Below are 16966 nucleotides of genomic sequence, written 5' to 3'. Positions count from 1 at the left end.
GGCCATCAAAAATGGGGGGAGTATAGCCGAGGACGATGCAGGTTTTATGGGTGGTTTAACGACATGGGTGGCATTTTCGATAAATTTGTGCGCCCGCTCTGGATGGCGGCTTAGCAGGGGATTTCAGGCCTTGCGAAAGGCATTTCGGCAAATCCCGCAGGCATAACCGCCACCCTCGACCCCGGGCGGCGCCCGGAGTGTTTCAGAGGCTGCTCTGGCGCACCTGGTTTTCCAGCTCGGCCTTGAGCCCCGGCGCCAGTTGCAACTGGCGCGCCAGCTCATCCAGATAGGCCTTTTCCATGAAGTGCTCTTCGTCCACCAGCATCACGCTGGCCAGGTACATTTCAGCGGCCATCTCCGGGGTGCTGGCCGCCCGGGCGACATCCGCCGGGTCCAAGGGCTTGTTCAGCTCGCTGTGCAGCCAGTGCTGCAGTTGCGGATCGTTGTCCAGCTTGCGGAATTCGCCCTCGATCAGCGCCCGTTCGCGCTCATCCACATGGCCATCGGCCTTGGCCGCGGCCACCAGCGCCTTGAGGATTGCCTGGCTGTGTTGTTCCACCTGGGGCGCCGGCAGGCGATCGAGGGTCTGCGGCTCTTGTCGCGGGGCCTGGCCCTGCTGTGCATTCCAGTTGCCATAGGCCTTGTAGGCCAGCACGCCAAGTGCTGCCAGGCCGCCATAGGTCAGGGCCTTGCCGCCGTACTTGCGAGCCTTCTTGCTGCCCAGCAGCAGAGCCATGGCGCCGCCTGCCAGGGCCCCACCGCCCGTGCCGCCGAGCAGGCCACCCAGGCCACTGCCCTTGGCAGCACCGAGCAAGCCGCCAAGGCCACCCTGCTCGGATCCGGGTTTGTTGGTCGGCGCCGAACCCGCCTTGTCTTGCAGGAACTCCTGGCCGGATTTGAGCAATTGATCGAGCAGTCCACGGGTGTTCATCTGTCGTCTCCTGAAAGAGGTGTCAAGCAGACACATAAGGCCGTAAGCCTAGAGAGAAGTGCCCCGATCCAGTTGAAGAGTGTGCTTCAGAATGTTGCTTTCGCCGGTGCTGGGGGATGCGGCCGAGCCCCGGCAGGTTGTGACGGGTGGCGCCTGCCTTGCGGGCCTCTTCGCCGGCAAGCCGGCTCCTGCAAAAACACCGGGCGCACAACACTCCTGTAGGAGCTGGCTTGCCAGCGAAAGCGTCGTCACGGACGGCACCCGCCTTGCGGGCCTCTTCGCCGGCAAGCCGGCTCCTACAAAAATACCGGGTGCACAACACTCCTGTAGGAGCTGGCTTGCCAGCGAAAGCGTCACCACGGACGGCACCCGCCTTGCGGGCCTCTTCGCCGGCAAGCCGGCTCCTACAAAAATACCGGACGCACAACACTCCTGTAGGAGCTGGCTTGCCAGCGAAAGCGTCACCACGGACGGCACCCGCCTTGCGGACCTCTTCGCCGGCAAGCCGGCTCCTACAAAAATACCGGGCGCACAACGCTCCTGTAGGAGCTGGCTTGCCAGCGAAAGCGTCGTCACGGACAGCACCCGCCTTGCGGGCCTCTTCGCCGGCAAGCCGGCTCCTACAAAAATACCGGGTGCACAACACTCCTGTAGGAGCTGGCTTGCCAGCGAAAGCGTCGTCACGGACAGCACCCGCCTTGAGGGCCTCTTCGCCGGCAAGCCGGCTCCTACAAAAATACCGGGCGCGCAAAGATCCTGTCGGCGCCAGTGGATAAGCGCACCGAGTTGCGGCAATATCCGCCGCCTGAAAATCGCCGGCGCCCCTGACCGGAATTGCTCAATATCCTCCGGCAGCAAGGATGCGCCCATGCCCCGCCCTACTCCTACCGCCGCCCGCGAGTGTCAGCCATGAGCTTGGACGCCATTGGCCAGTATCAGGTCAAACGCATTCTCATCGGCCTGCTGCCCCATTCACTGCCGCCGCTGCTGTTCTACCTCGCGCATATCTGGGGCGTGCCGGTATATCGCAGTCATTTCGGTGCCATCGCCAAGGCCTTCGGCATGGGAATGATGGTGGAGCTGCTACTCCAGCTGCTGATCATTGTCAGCTTTTTGCTGGCCCTGCTGCCTGGCCTGAAGGTCAAGCTGGGCCTGATCGGCGCCTTGGCGCTGTTCACCGCCTGGGCAATGTTTCCCCAGCATCCGATACGCGGCTATGTCTATTGCTTGCTGGTGACGGTACCGCCCCTGCTCGCGATCTGGCTGACGCACTGGCTGTGCCAGCGCTTCCTGTCGATGCCTGCGGCGGACACGCCATGACCGCCGCCCTGCCCTCGCCCCCAATGAGTTCGCCGATGACCGCCCCCCGTCACCTCTTGCGCCAATGCCTGGCCGGCCTGCTGCTTGGCGCCGCCACCCCTGTGGCCCTGGCTGCCGCCCCCAGCTGCCCCTCCAGCGACCTGTCGACCTTCGTCCAGGCCTTTGCCAGCAGCCCTGAGTTGCAGCAGGCCTTCAGCGAATCGCCGTTGATCGAGCAACGTCCGGCCCTTGACGACCAGGGCCGGGCGGTCACCACCCGGCACAAGCTGACGGGCGATACCCGCAGCCTGCTGGCCCTGCTCGATCCCCGCGCCCAGGCCGAGGCGGGGCTGCAGACGTTCTGGGAAGGCAACACCCTGGTGGTGCACCAGCCGCTGGGCGAGGTGATCCAGGCCTTCGTCTTCGAACAGGGCGCCTGCTGGCAACTGGTGCGGGTGGATCAATGGTCCATGGACGGCCTGCTCAAGCAGAACCCACCGGCCGGTGAAACCGCTCTGGAGCGGCAGATGCGCAAGGCCGACCTGCTCCTGGGCTATGGCAGCCGTGAGCAGTACCCCTTGACCGCCTACTTCTTCGAAGTCGGCCAGCGCATCCTGCTGGACGCCGCCAGGCACGGCTCGGCCAAGGCGGCGGTGCAGGCGGTGAGCCTGGGCTACTCGGGCATGGCTCCGCAGCTCCAGCCCGGAGAACCGGAACAGCTGTTGCTGCCTTACGCCCAGACCGATGCCGAGGCGGCGTTGATGCTTGCCATGTACTACTGCGACCCCCTCGGCGACGACTCCATCACCCAATGCCAACACCCGCGCCAATCCGAAGACCTGATCAAGCGCACCGCCCGGGAACTGGACTCGGGCACCGCCTACTACTACCTGGGCAGCGGCTACGCCGATGGCCAATGGGGCGTCACCGACCTGCCCCGGGCCCTGGCCTGTCATCAGCAAGCGATCCAGCGCGGTGACCTGCACAGTCTAGGGGCCCTGACCTGGTGGACCCAAAAAGGCCAGATGCCGGCCAGCGGCGCCCAGTGCCTGGAAGATTCTCCCCCAACGCCAGGCGGGGCCTGAAACGGCACGCCAAGTGCCCGGCCCGGCCCTTGACCAGCTACTTATTGACGATTTTTAACAAGTGTCTTCTTGCCCTGCCACACCCCGATCGAGTTAATTGAGCAATCACTCAATTAACTCGAAAGCCCCCTCCCATGCGCCCCGCCAATCTTCAACAACGCGAAGCCCGACGCCAGGCCTTGCTGGACGCCGCGGCCCGCTGCTTTGCCGAAAGCGGTTTTGTCGCCACCCGCACCGCCGACATCTGCCTGCAGGCCGAGATGAGCGCCGGCAACCTGTTCCACTACTTTTCCAACAAACAGGCGCTGCTGCTGGCCCTGATCAGCCGCGAAGGGCAGCAGATCGAGCAAGCCATGGCCGAGTTGCTGCTCGAAGCGGATCCCCTGGCGGCGCTGCTGGCCTTCTTCGAACACGTCTGCCAGTTGGCCCAAGACCCGCAGTACACCGGACTGGCCCTGGAGATCGCCGCCCTGAGCCACCGAGACCCACAGGTGGCGCAGCAGGTGCGCCACAACGACTGGCTGCTGCGCCAGGGCCTGGCTGCCCTGGTGCAACGGGCCAACCAGCAAGGGCAAATTCACAGTGCCCTGGGGACAGAGCAGATCGCCGGCTGGCTGGCGGCCTTGATCGATGGCCTGTTCACCCGAGTCGCCGTCGACCCGGAGTTTCACCCCGCCCACCAAGTGCAGGTCCTGCAGCAGTTAGTACTGCACCTGCTCCAGGGACACTCGACATGAACACCCCTGCAACCGCTCCCGTCACCCGAACCGCTCGCCTGGAACAAGTGGATGCCCTGCGCGGCTTCGCCCTGTTCGGCATCCTGATGGTGAACATCTGGGCCTTCGCCGACCCTTACTACGCCTCGGCAAGCAGCAACCCGGACTACACCAGCGCCACCGACCATCTGATCCGCTGGCTGGTCTCGACCTTCTTCGAGGCCAAGTTCTACCTGTTGTTTTCCTTTCTGTTCGGCTACAGCTTCACCCTGCAAATGGCTTCCGCGGAACGGGCCGCCGAGCCCTTCGTGCCGCGCATGCTGCGTCGCCAACTGGCGATGCTGGGCATTGGCCTGGTGCACGGGCTGCTGCTGTTCGACGGCGAAATTCTCTCCCTCTATGCCCTGCTGGGCCTGCTTCTGCTGGGCCTGCGCGGGCTCTCGGCGGCGAGCGCCAGCCGCCTGGCCCTGATCCTGCTGAGCTGCGCCGGGCTGTTGATCATTGCCCTGGGGGCCGGGCTGCTGAGCCTCGGGGCCTACACCGGCGCAGCTGGCGACGAGCCCCTGCTCAAGGCCGCGGCCCTGGGCGGCAGCGCCCTGCAGACCCTGGAGTTCAACGCCGGTCACTGGCTGGAAACGCTACTGGCCCTGTGGCTACTCCAGGGCCCCAGCACCCTGGCGATGTTTCTCCTGGGCTATGTGGCCGGTCGCAAGGAACTGCTGGTAGCGCCCTTCAGCTTTGCCCAACGGACTGCGCAATGGCTGGCCATCAGCCTGCCCATCGGCCTCGGCGGCGCCATGCTCTATGCCTACTGGGCCGCGTTTTTTCCGGGCGCCGGGCTGGAGGTGATCGGCTACGGCATCAGTCAGTTGACCGCACCACTGCTCACGGTCAGCTACGGGCTGTTGCTGCTCAACCTGTTCCAGAGCGACCTCGGCCAGCGCCTGTGCCGGCGCCTGGCCCCCCTGGGGCGGATGTCCCTGAGCAACTACCTGCTGCAGTCGCTGCTGCTCAACCTGCTGTTCAGCGGCTACGGCCTGGGATTGGTCAATCGCGTCGCGCCTCCCTGGATCCCATTGCTGGTGATCGCCCTCTACCTGCTGCAAATGCAGCTCAGCGCCCACTGGCTGCGGCACCATCAGTACGGGCCCTGCGAGTGGCTGCTGCGAGCCATCACCCTCGGCGCCTGGCCCAACTGGCGCAAGGTCACCAAGGCCTAGGCCAGTGGCAGGTACAGGTGGATGTCCTCAGGCTCGATGCGCAGCAGCGTCGGGTCCGGGGCGGCCAACAGCCTGCAGCCAAGGCCGATATAGAAATCCACCGTATGCCGCGATGGCGTGGCCGACACATACAGGCCCTGGCCGCCCAGGGCCAGGGCCTGCTCCCTAGCCAGGGCAAAGAGCTGCCGCCCCAGGCCCAGGCCACGGTAGGCCTGGCTCACATGCAGAAACTTCAATTGCCGCAGGTCCAGCCCGGCGTTGTCGATTGGCAGGCAATCCACCACCGCTGCCGCCACCAGTTGCGGCCCATCGAAGACTCCGTACAGCCAGCCTCCCCGTTGGTAACACTGCTGCAAGATCAGCGCATCATGCTCGGCTTCACCTTCCGGCCAGCCCGGCACCACTTCATGCTGTGGATAACACTGCAACTGCCCGTCCTGCAGGCAGTAGAACTCATCGATCACCTCGGCACGGTCAATCAGTTTGAGCAGGGGAATGTCGTCTTCGGTGAGCAGGCGCGAGTGCAGCATGGGGCCGGTTCCTGGCGGTGATCGGGAAGTTACCAATGGACACAAGCTAATCATTTTTTTGCCCTGGGCGAACCGTTTATTCTATTGCGCATCTGTTTAAAGACCGTTGTGTTTGGCCGATGGCATGACCGAACCTCTATTCGCAGATCCCTCTGCAGCCAGGAACGGCCCGGGATCTTTTCAGCACAAGGTTCACCCATGCACCGCAGGCATCTCCTCAAAGCATCCATGGCCCTGGCGGCCTATACCGGCCTCTCGGCCAGCGGTCTGCTGGCCGCGCGGGCCTGGGCCGGCGCCGCTGATGGCGAAGCCCTGGCGTTCGACTTCGAACGTCTCAAGGCCCAGGCCAGGCAGTTGGCCGGCAAGCCCTACGTCGACACCAAGCAGGTGCTGCCGCCAACCCTGGCGAAAATGACCCCGCAGCACTTCAACGCCATCCAGTACGATGCCAAGCATTCGCTGTGGAACGAGCTCAACGGCCAATTGGACGTGCAGTTCTTCCACGTTGGCATGGGCTTCAAGCAGCCGGTACGCATGCACAGTGTCGACCCCAAGACCCGCCTGGCCCGGGAGGTGCACTTCCGCCCTTCCCTGTTCAACTACCAGAACACCAGCGTCGACACCGCCCAGCTCAAGGGCGACCTGGGCTTTGCCGGCTTCAAGCTGTTCAAGGCCCCGGAGCTGGACCGCCACGACGTGGTGTCCTTCCTCGGCGCCAGCTACTTCCGCGCGGTGGACGGCACCGGCCAGTACGGCCTCTCGGCCCGGGGCCTGGCCATCGACACCTACGCCAAGCGCCGTGAAGAGTTCCCCGACTTCACCCAATTCTGGTTCGAGACCCCGGACAAGGACAGCACCCGCTTCGTGGTCTACGCCCTGCTGGATTCGCCAAGCGCCACCGGCGCTTACCGCTTCGACATCGACTGCCAGGCCGAACGGGTGGTGATGGAGGTCGACGCCCATATCAACGCCCGCACCGCCATCGAGCAACTGGGCATTGCGCCGATGACCAGCATGTTCAGCTGCGGCACCCATGAACGGCGCATGTGCGACACCATCCACCCGCAGATCCACGACTCCGACCGCCTGGCCATGTGGCGCGGCAACGGCGAATGGATCTGCCGGCCGCTGAACAACCCGGCCAACCTGCAGTTCAACGCCTTCGCCGACAAGGACCCGAAAGGCTTCGGCCTGGTGCAGACCGACCACGAGTTCGCCAACTACCAGGACACCGTCGACTGGTACAGCCGCCGTCCGAGCCTGTGGGTCGAGCCGACCACCGCCTGGGGCGAAGGCTCCATCGACCTGCTGGAGATCCCCACCACCGGCGAGACCCTGGACAACATCGTGGCCTTCTGGACCCCGAAACAACCGGTGGCCGCGGGTGACTCCCTGAACTACGGCTACAAACTCTACTGGAGCGCCCTGCCGCCGGTGGGCACGCCCTTGGCCCGAGTGCACGCCACCCGTTCCGGCATGGGCGGCTTCGTCGAGGGCTGGGCCCCGGGCGAGCATTACCCGGAAGTCTGGGCCCGGCGTTTTGCCGTGGACTTCACCGGCGGCGGCCTCGACCGCTTGCCGCCGGGCACCGGCATCGAGCCGGTGGTCACCGCCTCCAACGGTGAGGTCAAGGACTTCAGCGTACTGGTGCTGGACGAGATCAAGGGCTACCGCATCCTCTTCGACTGGTACCCCAGCAACGACAGCGTCGAGCCGGTGGAACTGCGGCTGTTCATCCGCACCCACGACCGTACCCTGAGCGAGACCTGGCTGTACCAGTACTTCCCGCCGGCGCCGGACAAACGCAAATACCCGTGACCCGCTGAGCGCGCCAGGCTCCGGGGCCTCTTCGCCGGCAAGCCGGCTCCTACAGATCAGCGGCGCCCGTGTAGGAGCGGGCTTGCCCGCGAAGGCGTCGGTACATATCGCGCCAGCTTCAAGGGCCCCTTCGCCGGCAAGCCGGCTCCTACAGTTCGGCGGCGTACGTGTAGGAGCGGGCTTGCCCGCGAAGGCGGCCTGACGCCAGATACAAAAAAACCGGCCCACACGGGCCGGTTTTTTTACGCTTGAACGAGCTTAATCCCGCAGGTCCGACTCGTGAATCGGCTGGTCCCTGTGGGTCGCCCGCTGGTACTGCGCCGGCCAGGTGGCCTGGCGGCCGCCCAGGTCATCGTCGGCATGCAGCGGCCAGTAAGGATCACGCAGCAGTTCCCGGGCCTGGAGGATAATGTCCGCCTGGCAGGTGCGCAGAATATGCTCGGCCTGGGCCGGCTCGGTGATCAGGCCCACGGTGCCGGTGGCAATCCCCGACTCCTTGCGCACCCGCTCGGCAAAGCGCGTCTGGTAACCCGGCCCGGTGGGGATCTCGGCGTTGGCCGCGGTGCCCCCGGAAGACACGTCGATCAGGTCCACCCCCAGGGCCTTGAGCCGCCGCGCCAGCTCCACGGTTTCATCCGGGTTCCAGCCGTCCTCCACCCAGTCGGTGGCCGACACCCGCACGAACAGCGGCAGTTCTTCAGGCCATACCGCCCGCACCGCTTCGGTCACCTGCAGCACCAGGCGAATACGGTTTTCAAACGAACCGCCGTACTGGTCCTGGCGCTGGTTGCTCAGGGGCGACAGGAATTGATGCAACAGGTAGCCATGGGCGGCATGCACCTCCACCACCTTGAAACCGGCCACCAGGGCTCGTTTGGCGGCGTCGACGAAGGCCTGGACGATCTCGCCTATCTGCCCCTCATCAAGCTGGGTAGGCGGCGTGTGCTGGGGGTCGAAGGCAATCCGCGACGGCCCCACCGGCACCCAGCCGCCGTCTTCCGGCTTGACGCTGCCGGACTTGCCGAGCCACGGCCGATGGGTGCTGGCCTTGCGCCCGGCATGGGCCAGCTGGATGCCGGCCACGGCGCCCTGGGCGGTGATGAAGCGGGTGATGCGTTGCAAGGGCTCGATCTGCGCGTCGTTCCACAGGCCCAGGTCCTGGGCGGTGATCCGGCCGTCGGCGGTGACCGCCGTGGCCTCGGTGAAGATCAGCCCGGCGCCACCGACAGCGCGGCTGCCCAGGTGCACCAGGTGCCAGTCGTTGGCCAGCCCGTCCACCGACGAATACTGGCACATGGGCGACACCGCGATGCGGTTGAGCAGGGTCAGTTGACGCAGGGTATAGGGTTCAAGCAGCAGACTCATGGGGCACCTCTCGGTCAATGGTCAGGCTCCAGGGTTCTGTTTGAACGGTCGACGAGTGACTGCGAAGTGAAGCGCCCGCCCCCGCGGGTAGAAGAATGACAAAAGGTCACAAGGCCAATCAGACAGTGCTTAGAGACTAGTCGACAACACTGCCGTCGGCAGGGTTCCTGACACGGCACCGGGCAAAAAACCTGTTGCACTGGCCGCTGCCAGCGGCAGCGGCCAGGCCAATGTCAGCCAAGCGGGGCGCGGCGATTGCCATCGAGCAAGGCATCCACCACGCCACGGGCCATTTCCACCGAATGCACCAGCGACCAGATCAGGCCACGCTCGATGCCGCTGGCGTGCTCGGTGATTTCATCGGACACCTCCTCGGCAGACTTGAGCAGCATGGAAACGTGAATCAGTGCTTCTTCGGCGGTAATGCCGGGGCGCACAGCGAAGGGGTTATCAGGCCCTGCAGGACCGGCCACGGTGGGTTGCAGAGTCGCGATCAACGAGCCGTTTACGCAAGTGTTGGCCAGGGCATGGCGCACGACTTCATTGGCCAGATCGTGGTCTGGATTACGACGGGAAGAAGGATGGAGAACCGGCGGATCGGGGACGATCTTTTTCATGGTGCAGCTCCTTGGAATGGAGCCACCACCCCACGCTGCTAAACGTAAGGGTGGCAGCTGTACGCGGGTTAGCAGACCGGTCCAAGGAACCCGGCGCACCCAAGGGCGCCCCACGCACAGCCGCCATAACAGAACACAGCAGGCAGGAAAGCCAACTGGGCTTACGGCAACATTCACGTGTCTTGGTCACAGGCTGCTAAACCCGATCACTGAAAATTCAGTGATGATCCGAGCCTAGTGAGCCGAATACCCAGCCGCAAGCGCCCGAGAGTGTCTCGGAAACCCCTTACAAAAGAAAGAGACGTGCCGCCGCCCCGCTTTCCCAAAGTCTGGAAAATTCACCCGCGCCGCCTACTACCAGTCAGTCAAGGTCAAGCACTGTGCTTGCTCCCGTGGGACCGGCCGGCGCTCCGGGCCGTAGCAGCCCCATTTTTAGGGCCGCTGCGCGCTGGTACGCCAGCCCGGCCCAGCGGGAGCAAGCTCCCTCGCCACAGGTTCTCTTTCGCTCGCTCCAGCGCTGAGCCGATCGGCACTACCCGCCTCAGCGCGGTTCGATATGGGCAATCATCAACTGCACGGTTTCCTGGCCACGGAACTCGTTGAGGTCGAGTTTGTAGGCCAGCTCCACCCAGCGGATGGTCGGGTTGGGCCAGACTTCGCGGTCGATGCCGAAGGCGATGCCGTCCAGCTTCAGCGAGCCGCATTCGCTGCGCAGCACCACCTTCAGGTGGCGTTCGCCAACGATGCGCTGTTCCACCAGTTCAAACACGCCATGGAACATCGGCTCGGGGAAGTGCTGGCCCCAGGGGCCGGCATGGCGCAGGGCACGGGCCAGTTCCAGGTGGAACTCTTCCACGGCCAGGGTGCCGTCCGACAGCAGGCGCCCGGTGAGGTCTTCCTCTTGCAGCTGGCGCCGCACTTCTTCGTCGAAGGCTTCGGCAAAAGCCGGGAAGTTCTGCTCCGGCAGCGATAGGCCAGCGGCCATGGCGTGGCCGCCGAACTTGCTGATCAGTTGCGGGTGGCGCGCGGCCACGGCGTCCAGGGCATCACGGATATGGAAACCCGGCACCGAGCGCGCCGAGCCCTTGAGCATGCCGTCGCCGGCATCGGCAAAGGCGATGGTCGGCCGGTGGTAACGCTCTTTCAGGCGCGAGGCGAGAATCCCGATCACCCCCTGGTGCCAGTCGGCATCGAACAGGCACAGGCCGAACGGCATGGATTCCACCGGCAGTTCCTTGAGCTGGGCCAAAGCTTCGCGCTGCATGCCCTGCTCGATGGATTTGCGGTCCTGGTTCAGCTCGTCGAGCTGGGCGGCCATGGCCCGGGCCGCCGAGACGTCATCGCTGAGCAGGCATTCGATGCCCAGGCTCATGTCGTCCAGGCGCCCGGCAGCGTTGAGCCGCGGGCCGAGGATAAAGCCCAGGTCGGTGGAGGTGATGCGCGAATGATCGCGCTTGGCCACTTCGAGAATCGCCTTGAGACCGGGCCGGGCACGGCCGGCGCGAATCCGCTCCAGGCCCTGGTGCACCAAGATGCGGTTGTTGGCATCCAGGGGCACCACGTCCGCCACGCTGCCCAGGGCCACCAGGTCCAGCAGTTCGCCGATGTTCGGCTGCGGCCGGCTTTCGTAGCGCCCCAGGCTGCGCAGGCGCGCGCGCAGGGCCATCAGCACGTAGAAGATCACCCCGACCCCGGCCAGGGCCTTGCTGGGAAATTCGCAGCCCGGCTGGTTGGGGTTGACGATGGCGTCCGCCGCCGGCAGTTCATGGCCGGGCAAGTGGTGGTCGGTGACCAGCACTTGCAAGCCTGCCGCCTTGGCCGCCGCCACGCCCTCGACGCTGGAGATGCCGTTGTCCACGGTGATCAGCAACTGCGGCTGGCGCTGCAGGGCCACGGCGACGATTTCCGGGGTCAGGCCGTAGCCGTATTCGAAGCGGTTGGGCACCAGGTAATCGACATGGGCCGCACCCAGCAGGCGCAGGCCCAACAGGCCCACGGTACTGGCGGTGGCGCCGTCGGCGTCGAAGTCACCGACGATGAGGATGCGCTGGCGCTGGTCCAGGGCCGTTACCAGCAGGTCCACCGCGGCATCGATACCTTTGAGTTGCTGGTACGGGATCAACCGCGCCAGGCTCTTGTCCAGCTCCTCCACCGACTGCACGCCGCGGGCGGCATAGAGGCGGGTCAACAGCGGCGGCAGGTCGCCAAGGAAAGGCAGGACGGCGGGCAACTCACGGGGTTCGATACGCATGGGGTAACTGGGGCTTCTCTTGAGTAAGGTAGGTCGATCAGGGCCGGGGATCGGCGATCAGCCGCGGTCGCCCAGCAGCCATTCGAGCTGGACTTCGTGCTGGCCGCGATCGTCGGTGACGAAGATCGTGCCTTCGCTGATCATCACGTCCCACTTGATCACCCGCGGCATGTCCTTGGCCAGGGTTTCCAGCACTTCCTGGGGCACGCCGGCGATGTTGAGGTTCTTCAGGTTCTTCACCGCGTCCACTACCCGGGTCTGCCAGACCCGCAGGCTGCCGTAGGCCAGCAGGCTGGTGCGTTCGGTACGGCGCGAGCACCAGGTCAGGCGATCGGCATCCGGCTGGCCGACTTCGATCCAGTGCAGCACGCGGTCATCCAGGCTCTTTTCCCACAGGGCCGGCTCATCCACATCCGACAGACCCCGACCGAACGACAGGTGCTCGTTGTACCAGAAGGCGTAGGCCAGCAGCCGCACGGTCATGCGCTCTTCGGTTTCCGAAGGGTGACGGGCAATGGTCTGCTTGACGCTTTCATAGACCCCGCGGTCGAGGTCGGTCAGGTTCAGTTCGAATTTGTAGGTGGTGGACGGCTGGGCCATGTGCGGGCTTCTTGAGTGTGCGAAAAGGCGGCAAGTCTAACCCGAAACCTGCCGCCCTGCCCGACCGCTGACCGGGCCGCCCCCGCCCTGGATGACATCCGCTGAAACGCATTGCCTGGGTAAAGTCGGTTGCCAGCCCGTAACCATGGCTTTATAACCCCGCGCAAACCGGCTGGCGCGCACCGCGCCAGAGCCGCTGTGCAATAGAAAAGGACGTCCATGACCCTCTTTGTCACCCTGCTCGTCATCGTGCTGCTGTTCATTGCAGCGATTCTGTACTTCCGGCAGAAATCCGCCGACCAGCAGCAGTACCTGGAACAGACCGGCAACCTCACCGCCCAGATCAATCAGACCCTGCTGATGAGCAAGGCCGAGCCGCAGCTGGCCCTAGAACTGGCGCTGCAACTGCCGGAGGGCGAAGCGCAGCAGTTGGGCCTGCAACTGGTGGCCAGCGAGCTCTATGTGGCGGGGCACAAGGCCCAGGCCACGGCGATCTACCAGCAACTGCCGCCTCACGCTCGGGAATACGTGCTCAATACCCTGATTGAAACGCTGCTCGACAGCCAGGATACCCAGGCCTGCCTGGAGCTCCTGGAGCACTGGGGCGAATCCCTGCCCAGCTGGCCGCTGCTGCAGGTGCCAATCCTCCAGGCCCGCGGTGAACAGGCGCGCGCCCTGGCCCTGATCGGCGAGCTCGGCGACCCGAAAAACCCTGCGGCCCATGAACGCCAGAGCATCGGCAATCTGCTGATGCTGTCGCGCCTGCAATTTCAGGCGGGCATGCAAGACGCCGCGCTGATCAGCCTCGAACAGGCCTGGGCGAGCTTCCAGCAACCCGGGCAGGAGCGCTATCACACTGTGCTGCGCAGCCTGTTCGACGCCTTCGCCACCCAAGGGCATGCCGAGCGGATTCTGGCCCACTCGGCCGTACTGCCGGCCGAGGAACAGGTGCAGGCGCTGATCGCGCTGTTCGATGCCGGCCAGGTGGAGCCGGCCTTCAGCTTGCTGGCCGACAACGGCACCCTCTACTCCTCGACCTACAGCGACCTGATGGACTCGGCCCTGAAACGCCAGCCAACCGAAACCGCCCTGCGCCTGCTGGACCTGACCCCCGAGATGCACCAGCACAGCCTGCTGCTGCAACTGCTCAACCATCTGGCGGCCCAGGGCCAGACCGCCGAAGCCGAGGCCCTGCTGCAGGCGCGAGCCAGCCACGAGTCGCAGCGTCCGGGGCTGATGCTCAACCTCTGCGATGAGTTGCACCAGGCGCAGCCGCAATGGACCACAGCCCTGCTGGCCCAGGCCCTGCAACTGATCGAGGGCTACAAGAATGAACACGAGTTCTACAACAGCTTGCGCATGCAGGCCCTGCAAACCCAGCTACTGATGCAAAGCCACCTGCCAGCTCATCGCCGGGACAGCTGGCTGGTGCGCAGCAGCATCGAGGAAATGCACCGCCTGCGCCAGCAAATGCCCGGTGACGAGCAATTGCTGCACCTGTGCGACCAGGCCAAGCTGTTGCACGCCCTGGACCAGACCGCCCAGGCCAGGACCCTGCTGGAGCAGGCGGTGCAGCTACTGGATGGCGAGCCGCTGCCGGATGTGGATGAGATGGACACCCGCTTCTACCTGGAGGACATCGCCAGCGCCTACCTGAGCATCGACGACGTACAACAGGCCCAGGCCCTGCAGGAGCGGCTCAACGCCGAGGATTCGGGCAGTCGCATCCTGGAAGAGGAACTGCTGCTCAACCATATCCAGCATCAGCGTTACGCCCAGGCCATCGAGGGCCTGAACCTGGGCAGCCTGCTCAGTGACAAGCAGCCCCTGTCGCTGCTGTACCAGGCCCTGGAAGACCTGCAGCAGCGTGCCCCCGAACGTGCCGGCGAGCTGAAACAGCAACTGATGACGCGCATTGCCAACGGCCAGATCTGGCTCAATTCCCAGACCAACTGACGCCCCCGGTTGCGCGCCCTTGGCGGGGCGCGTCACCGGCCAATAGCCGCACCCGAGGAAGATTGATCATGGAAGTACTTGTCATCCTGCTGCTGATTACCGGCGTGATAACGCTGCTGGTGGTCTATGCCAACAAGCGCAGCGCCGACAATGACCTGGGCATCACCCTGGACGAGGCCGCGCAGATCAATCGCGCGGCGCACCTGAGCGCCATCGAACCGCAAGTGGGCCTGCAACTGGCCCAGCGCCTGACGGGCAAAGCCCGGCAACTGGGGCTGCTGCAAATGCCCGCTGCGCTGTACCGGCAGGGAAACCAGGAACAGGCCCTGGCAGTACTGGCCGAGCTGGATGAAACCTACCAGCCCATGGCACTGAACCAGTTGCTCGAAACCCTGCTCGACAACGACGGCCCGCAGGCTGTGCTGGGCTTGCTGGAGCGCCTGCATCAACCACTGCCGTCAGCGCCACTGCTGCGCATTCCACTGCTGCTGGCCAAGGGTGAACAGGAACAGGCCCGCGCCTTGCTGGTGACCTTCGGCGTCAAGCAGTTGAGCCCGGACTCCCCCGCTGAGCACCGGCAACTGGCCGCCCTGCAACGTAGCTTGGGCCTGGCCGACCAGGCCGCCACCAGCATCGGCCTGGCCTGGCAACTGCTGCTCAAACAGCCGGCCAACGAACTGGACCTGCATGAAGTGGAGCAGACCCTGCGCGAGTACCGTGCCCAGGGGCAGGATGCGCAGTTCCCGGCCATGGCCGCGCAATTGCCAGGCTCGGCCCAGATCATCGTCGTGACCTTGCTCATGGAAGCCGCTGAATTCGATGCCGGGCTCGAACTGCTGGCGCAGAACCCCGAGCCTGACGGCTACTACGCTTACCTGCCGTTGCTCAAGCTGATCCTGGATGCCAACCGCCCGGACCTGGCTCCACGGCTGATCGCCCAGATGCCGGAAAGTTACGCCAGCGATCTGCTGCTGAGCCTGTTGAACTGGCATGTCGGGCGCAATGAAAGGGCCGAGGCCGAGGTGGCCCTGCAGGCCTGCGCCGTTTCGCCCTCGCAGCGTATCTGGTGCCTGATCTGCCTGTGGGGCAGCTACGTCGAGGAACACTCGCAATGGTGCGCCCATCTGCTGGAACAAGCCTTGCTGACCCTGGAAACCCTGCGCGGCGATGAGCAATGGCCGTGGTTGCGCCTGCTGATCCTGGAAACCCAACTGCGGGTACAGGCCGACCTGCCGCGCCTGCGTCGAGACAGCTGGCTGATTCGCAACAATCTGGAGGAAATGGCGCGCCTCAACAGCCAGCTCGAATACACCGATCGCCCGATGAAACTGGCCTTGCAGGCCAAACTGCTGCACGACCTGGAGCAGACCCGGCAAGCCGGCGAACTGCTGGACCAGGCCGTGCAAGCCCTCGACGACGACCATCAAAGTGCGACGCTGGACCCGGCGGAAAAAACCTTCTTCCTGGAACAGCTGGCGCTGAGCTACGTCTACATCGACGACCAGGCAAAAGCCGCCGAGCTGAAGAACCGCCTGGAGCAGCAGGCGGCCTATGCCAGCCAGTTGAGCCAGGCCATGGTGCTGAACCATATCCGCCAGCAACGCTTCGAGGAGGCGATTGCCGGCCTGGAACTGCGCAACCTGTTCATCGGCGAAAACCCGGTGCAGCAGTTGCACCTGGCCCTGGAAACCCTGAGCCAGAGCGCCCCGGAAAAAGCCCAGGGGCTGCGCCAGAAGCTGATCGACAGCCTCGCGGCCGAGAGCGCCTGGGGTTACCCGAACGCCGCCTGAGGCCGTATCGAGGCCAGCCGCTGCACGCCTTAACGCGGCGCGTAGCGGCTCCAGAGCTCGTTGAACTCCTTGAGATAACTGGCCACCAGTTGTGGATGGTCGATCACCAGCAGGTTTTCCTCATTGCCGGTGGTGGCGCTGCGGGTCCAGTTGAAGCTGCCGTTGAGCAGGGTGCGGCCATCGAACACGGCGAACTTGTGGTGCATGTGGAACGGCGTGTCGTCGATCCGCACCGGCACCCCGGCCTCCCGTAGCGCGGCGATGTCGCTGCCGACATCGAACTGCTTTTCACTGTCGCTGATCACCCGCACCACCACGCCGCGCTTATGGCAGGCGCGGATCTCGTCGCTCAGCTGATCGTCGGAAATGGTGAACACACAGATATCCACCGAGATCCGGGCCTGGCGGCACAGGTCGCGGATCTTGCGCCGGCAGTCCTCGCCGGGGCTGAAGTGGGCACTGGCCATGTCCCGCACCGGGGCGCTGTGGGTGTCCAGGGTCTTGATCACCTGCTCCAGCCATTTCAGCGCCGGCAGCACATTGGCGCTGTCGGCCAGGCTCAACTCGCGCACCAGATCAAAGGCCCGGTTGCGCAGGTAGCGCACCTGGTCGCTGCCGAGCTCACTGCCCAGTTGGCGCAGCTCGTCGCGCTCTTCATTGCTCAGTTTCAGGTCCTGCAGGCTGTCGCGCAGTTGCTGGTCCAGGTGGGCAAAATCCATGTCGTGATCCTTGGGTGTTCGCCGGCAAGCCGGCTCCTACGCAGGCTGTGTGAAAACGTCACGAGTGAA

At 64.8% G+C, this 16966-nt stretch carries 14 protein-coding genes; 7 read left to right on the top strand and 7 right to left on the bottom strand.

The features are described from left to right. Window positions 1-202: 202 nt before the first annotated feature. Complete coding sequence (locus U873_RS0107120) at window positions 203-931, bottom strand: tellurite resistance TerB family protein (RefSeq protein ID WP_025127590.1); 729 nt, start codon at window positions 929-931, stop codon at window positions 203-205. 909 nt (window positions 932-1840) lie between these two features. Here U873_RS0107120 and U873_RS0107115 point away from each other — a divergent pair. From U873_RS0107115 to U873_RS0107100, 4 genes are all read left to right on the top strand, one after another. Next, the gene (locus U873_RS0107115; protein WP_025127589.1) at window positions 1841-2251 is read left to right on the top strand and encodes a hypothetical protein; all 411 of its coding nucleotides are present in this window, start codon (window positions 1841-1843) and stop codon (window positions 2249-2251) included. A 35-nt stretch (window positions 2252-2286) separates the two neighbouring features. Then, on the top strand, window positions 2287-3315 hold the full coding sequence (locus U873_RS0107110; RefSeq protein ID WP_256244296.1) for a hypothetical protein: 1029 nt from the start codon (window positions 2287-2289) through the stop codon (window positions 3313-3315). A 134-nt stretch (window positions 3316-3449) separates the two neighbouring features. Beyond that, window positions 3450-4052, top strand: coding sequence for a TetR/AcrR family transcriptional regulator (locus U873_RS0107105; RefSeq protein WP_025127587.1), 603 nt, complete (start codon window positions 3450-3452; stop codon window positions 4050-4052). Next, a complete protein-coding gene (locus U873_RS0107100) occupies window positions 4049-5251 on the top strand; it encodes a DUF418 domain-containing protein (RefSeq protein ID WP_025127586.1) in 1203 nt (400 codons plus the stop codon). Before U873_RS0107105 ends, U873_RS0107100 begins: the two co-directional genes overlap by 4 nt. On the opposite strand, the gene U873_RS0107095 is transcribed toward U873_RS0107100, so the two are convergent. After that, a complete protein-coding gene (locus U873_RS0107095) occupies window positions 5248-5781 on the bottom strand; it encodes a GNAT family N-acetyltransferase (protein WP_025127585.1) in 534 nt (177 codons plus the stop codon). The genes U873_RS0107100 and U873_RS0107095 overlap by 4 nt on opposite strands. A gap of 198 nt (window positions 5782-5979) precedes the next feature. Between U873_RS0107095 and U873_RS0107090 the strand changes: the two genes are divergently transcribed. Beyond that, a complete protein-coding gene (locus U873_RS0107090; protein ID WP_025127584.1) occupies window positions 5980-7599 on the top strand; it encodes a glucan biosynthesis protein D in 1620 nt (539 codons plus the stop codon). 258 nt (window positions 7600-7857) lie between these two features. Here the strand turns inward: U873_RS0107090 and U873_RS0107085 are convergent, their stop codons facing one another. From U873_RS0107085 to U873_RS0107070, 4 genes are all read right to left on the bottom strand, one after another. Further along, window positions 7858-8964, bottom strand: a complete 1107-nt coding sequence (locus U873_RS0107085; RefSeq protein ID WP_025127583.1) for an NADH:flavin oxidoreductase/NADH oxidase — start codon at window positions 8962-8964, stop codon at window positions 7858-7860. Window positions 8965-9197: 233 nt separating this feature from the next. Further along, window positions 9198-9581: a DUF6124 family protein gene (locus tag U873_RS0107080; RefSeq protein ID WP_025127582.1), complete on the bottom strand. Its 384-nt coding sequence runs from the start codon at window positions 9579-9581 to the stop codon at window positions 9198-9200. Window positions 9582-10122: 541 nt separating this feature from the next. Beyond that, window positions 10123-11832 (bottom strand): single-stranded-DNA-specific exonuclease RecJ, encoded by a 1710-nt coding sequence (recJ, locus tag U873_RS0107075; RefSeq protein ID WP_025127581.1) that lies wholly within the window; start codon window positions 11830-11832, stop codon window positions 10123-10125. A gap of 57 nt (window positions 11833-11889) precedes the next feature. Beyond that, the gene (locus U873_RS0107070) at window positions 11890-12432 is read right to left on the bottom strand and encodes a YaeQ family protein (protein ID WP_025127580.1); all 543 of its coding nucleotides are present in this window, start codon (window positions 12430-12432) and stop codon (window positions 11890-11892) included. A gap of 219 nt (window positions 12433-12651) precedes the next feature. Here U873_RS0107070 and U873_RS0107065 point away from each other — a divergent pair, with 219 nt between their 5' ends. Next, window positions 12652-14388 (top strand): hypothetical protein, encoded by a 1737-nt coding sequence (locus U873_RS0107065; protein WP_025127579.1) that lies wholly within the window; start codon window positions 12652-12654, stop codon window positions 14386-14388. Between the two features lie 68 nt (window positions 14389-14456). Continuing rightward, window positions 14457-16178, top strand: a complete 1722-nt coding sequence (locus U873_RS0107060; protein ID WP_025127578.1) for a hypothetical protein — start codon at window positions 14457-14459, stop codon at window positions 16176-16178. Window positions 16179-16207: 29 nt separating this feature from the next. Here U873_RS0107060 and U873_RS0107055 read toward each other — a convergent pair whose 3' ends face one another. Next, complete coding sequence (locus U873_RS0107055; RefSeq protein WP_025127577.1) at window positions 16208-16897, bottom strand: phospholipase D-like domain-containing protein; 690 nt, start codon at window positions 16895-16897, stop codon at window positions 16208-16210. Window positions 16898-16966 lie beyond the last annotated feature (69 nt).

The organism is Pseudomonas sp. PH1b, from assembly GCF_000633395.1.
GTDB lineage: Bacteria > Pseudomonadota > Gammaproteobacteria > Pseudomonadales > Pseudomonadaceae > Aquipseudomonas.
This window is presented reverse-complemented; position numbering and strand designations above follow the sequence as displayed.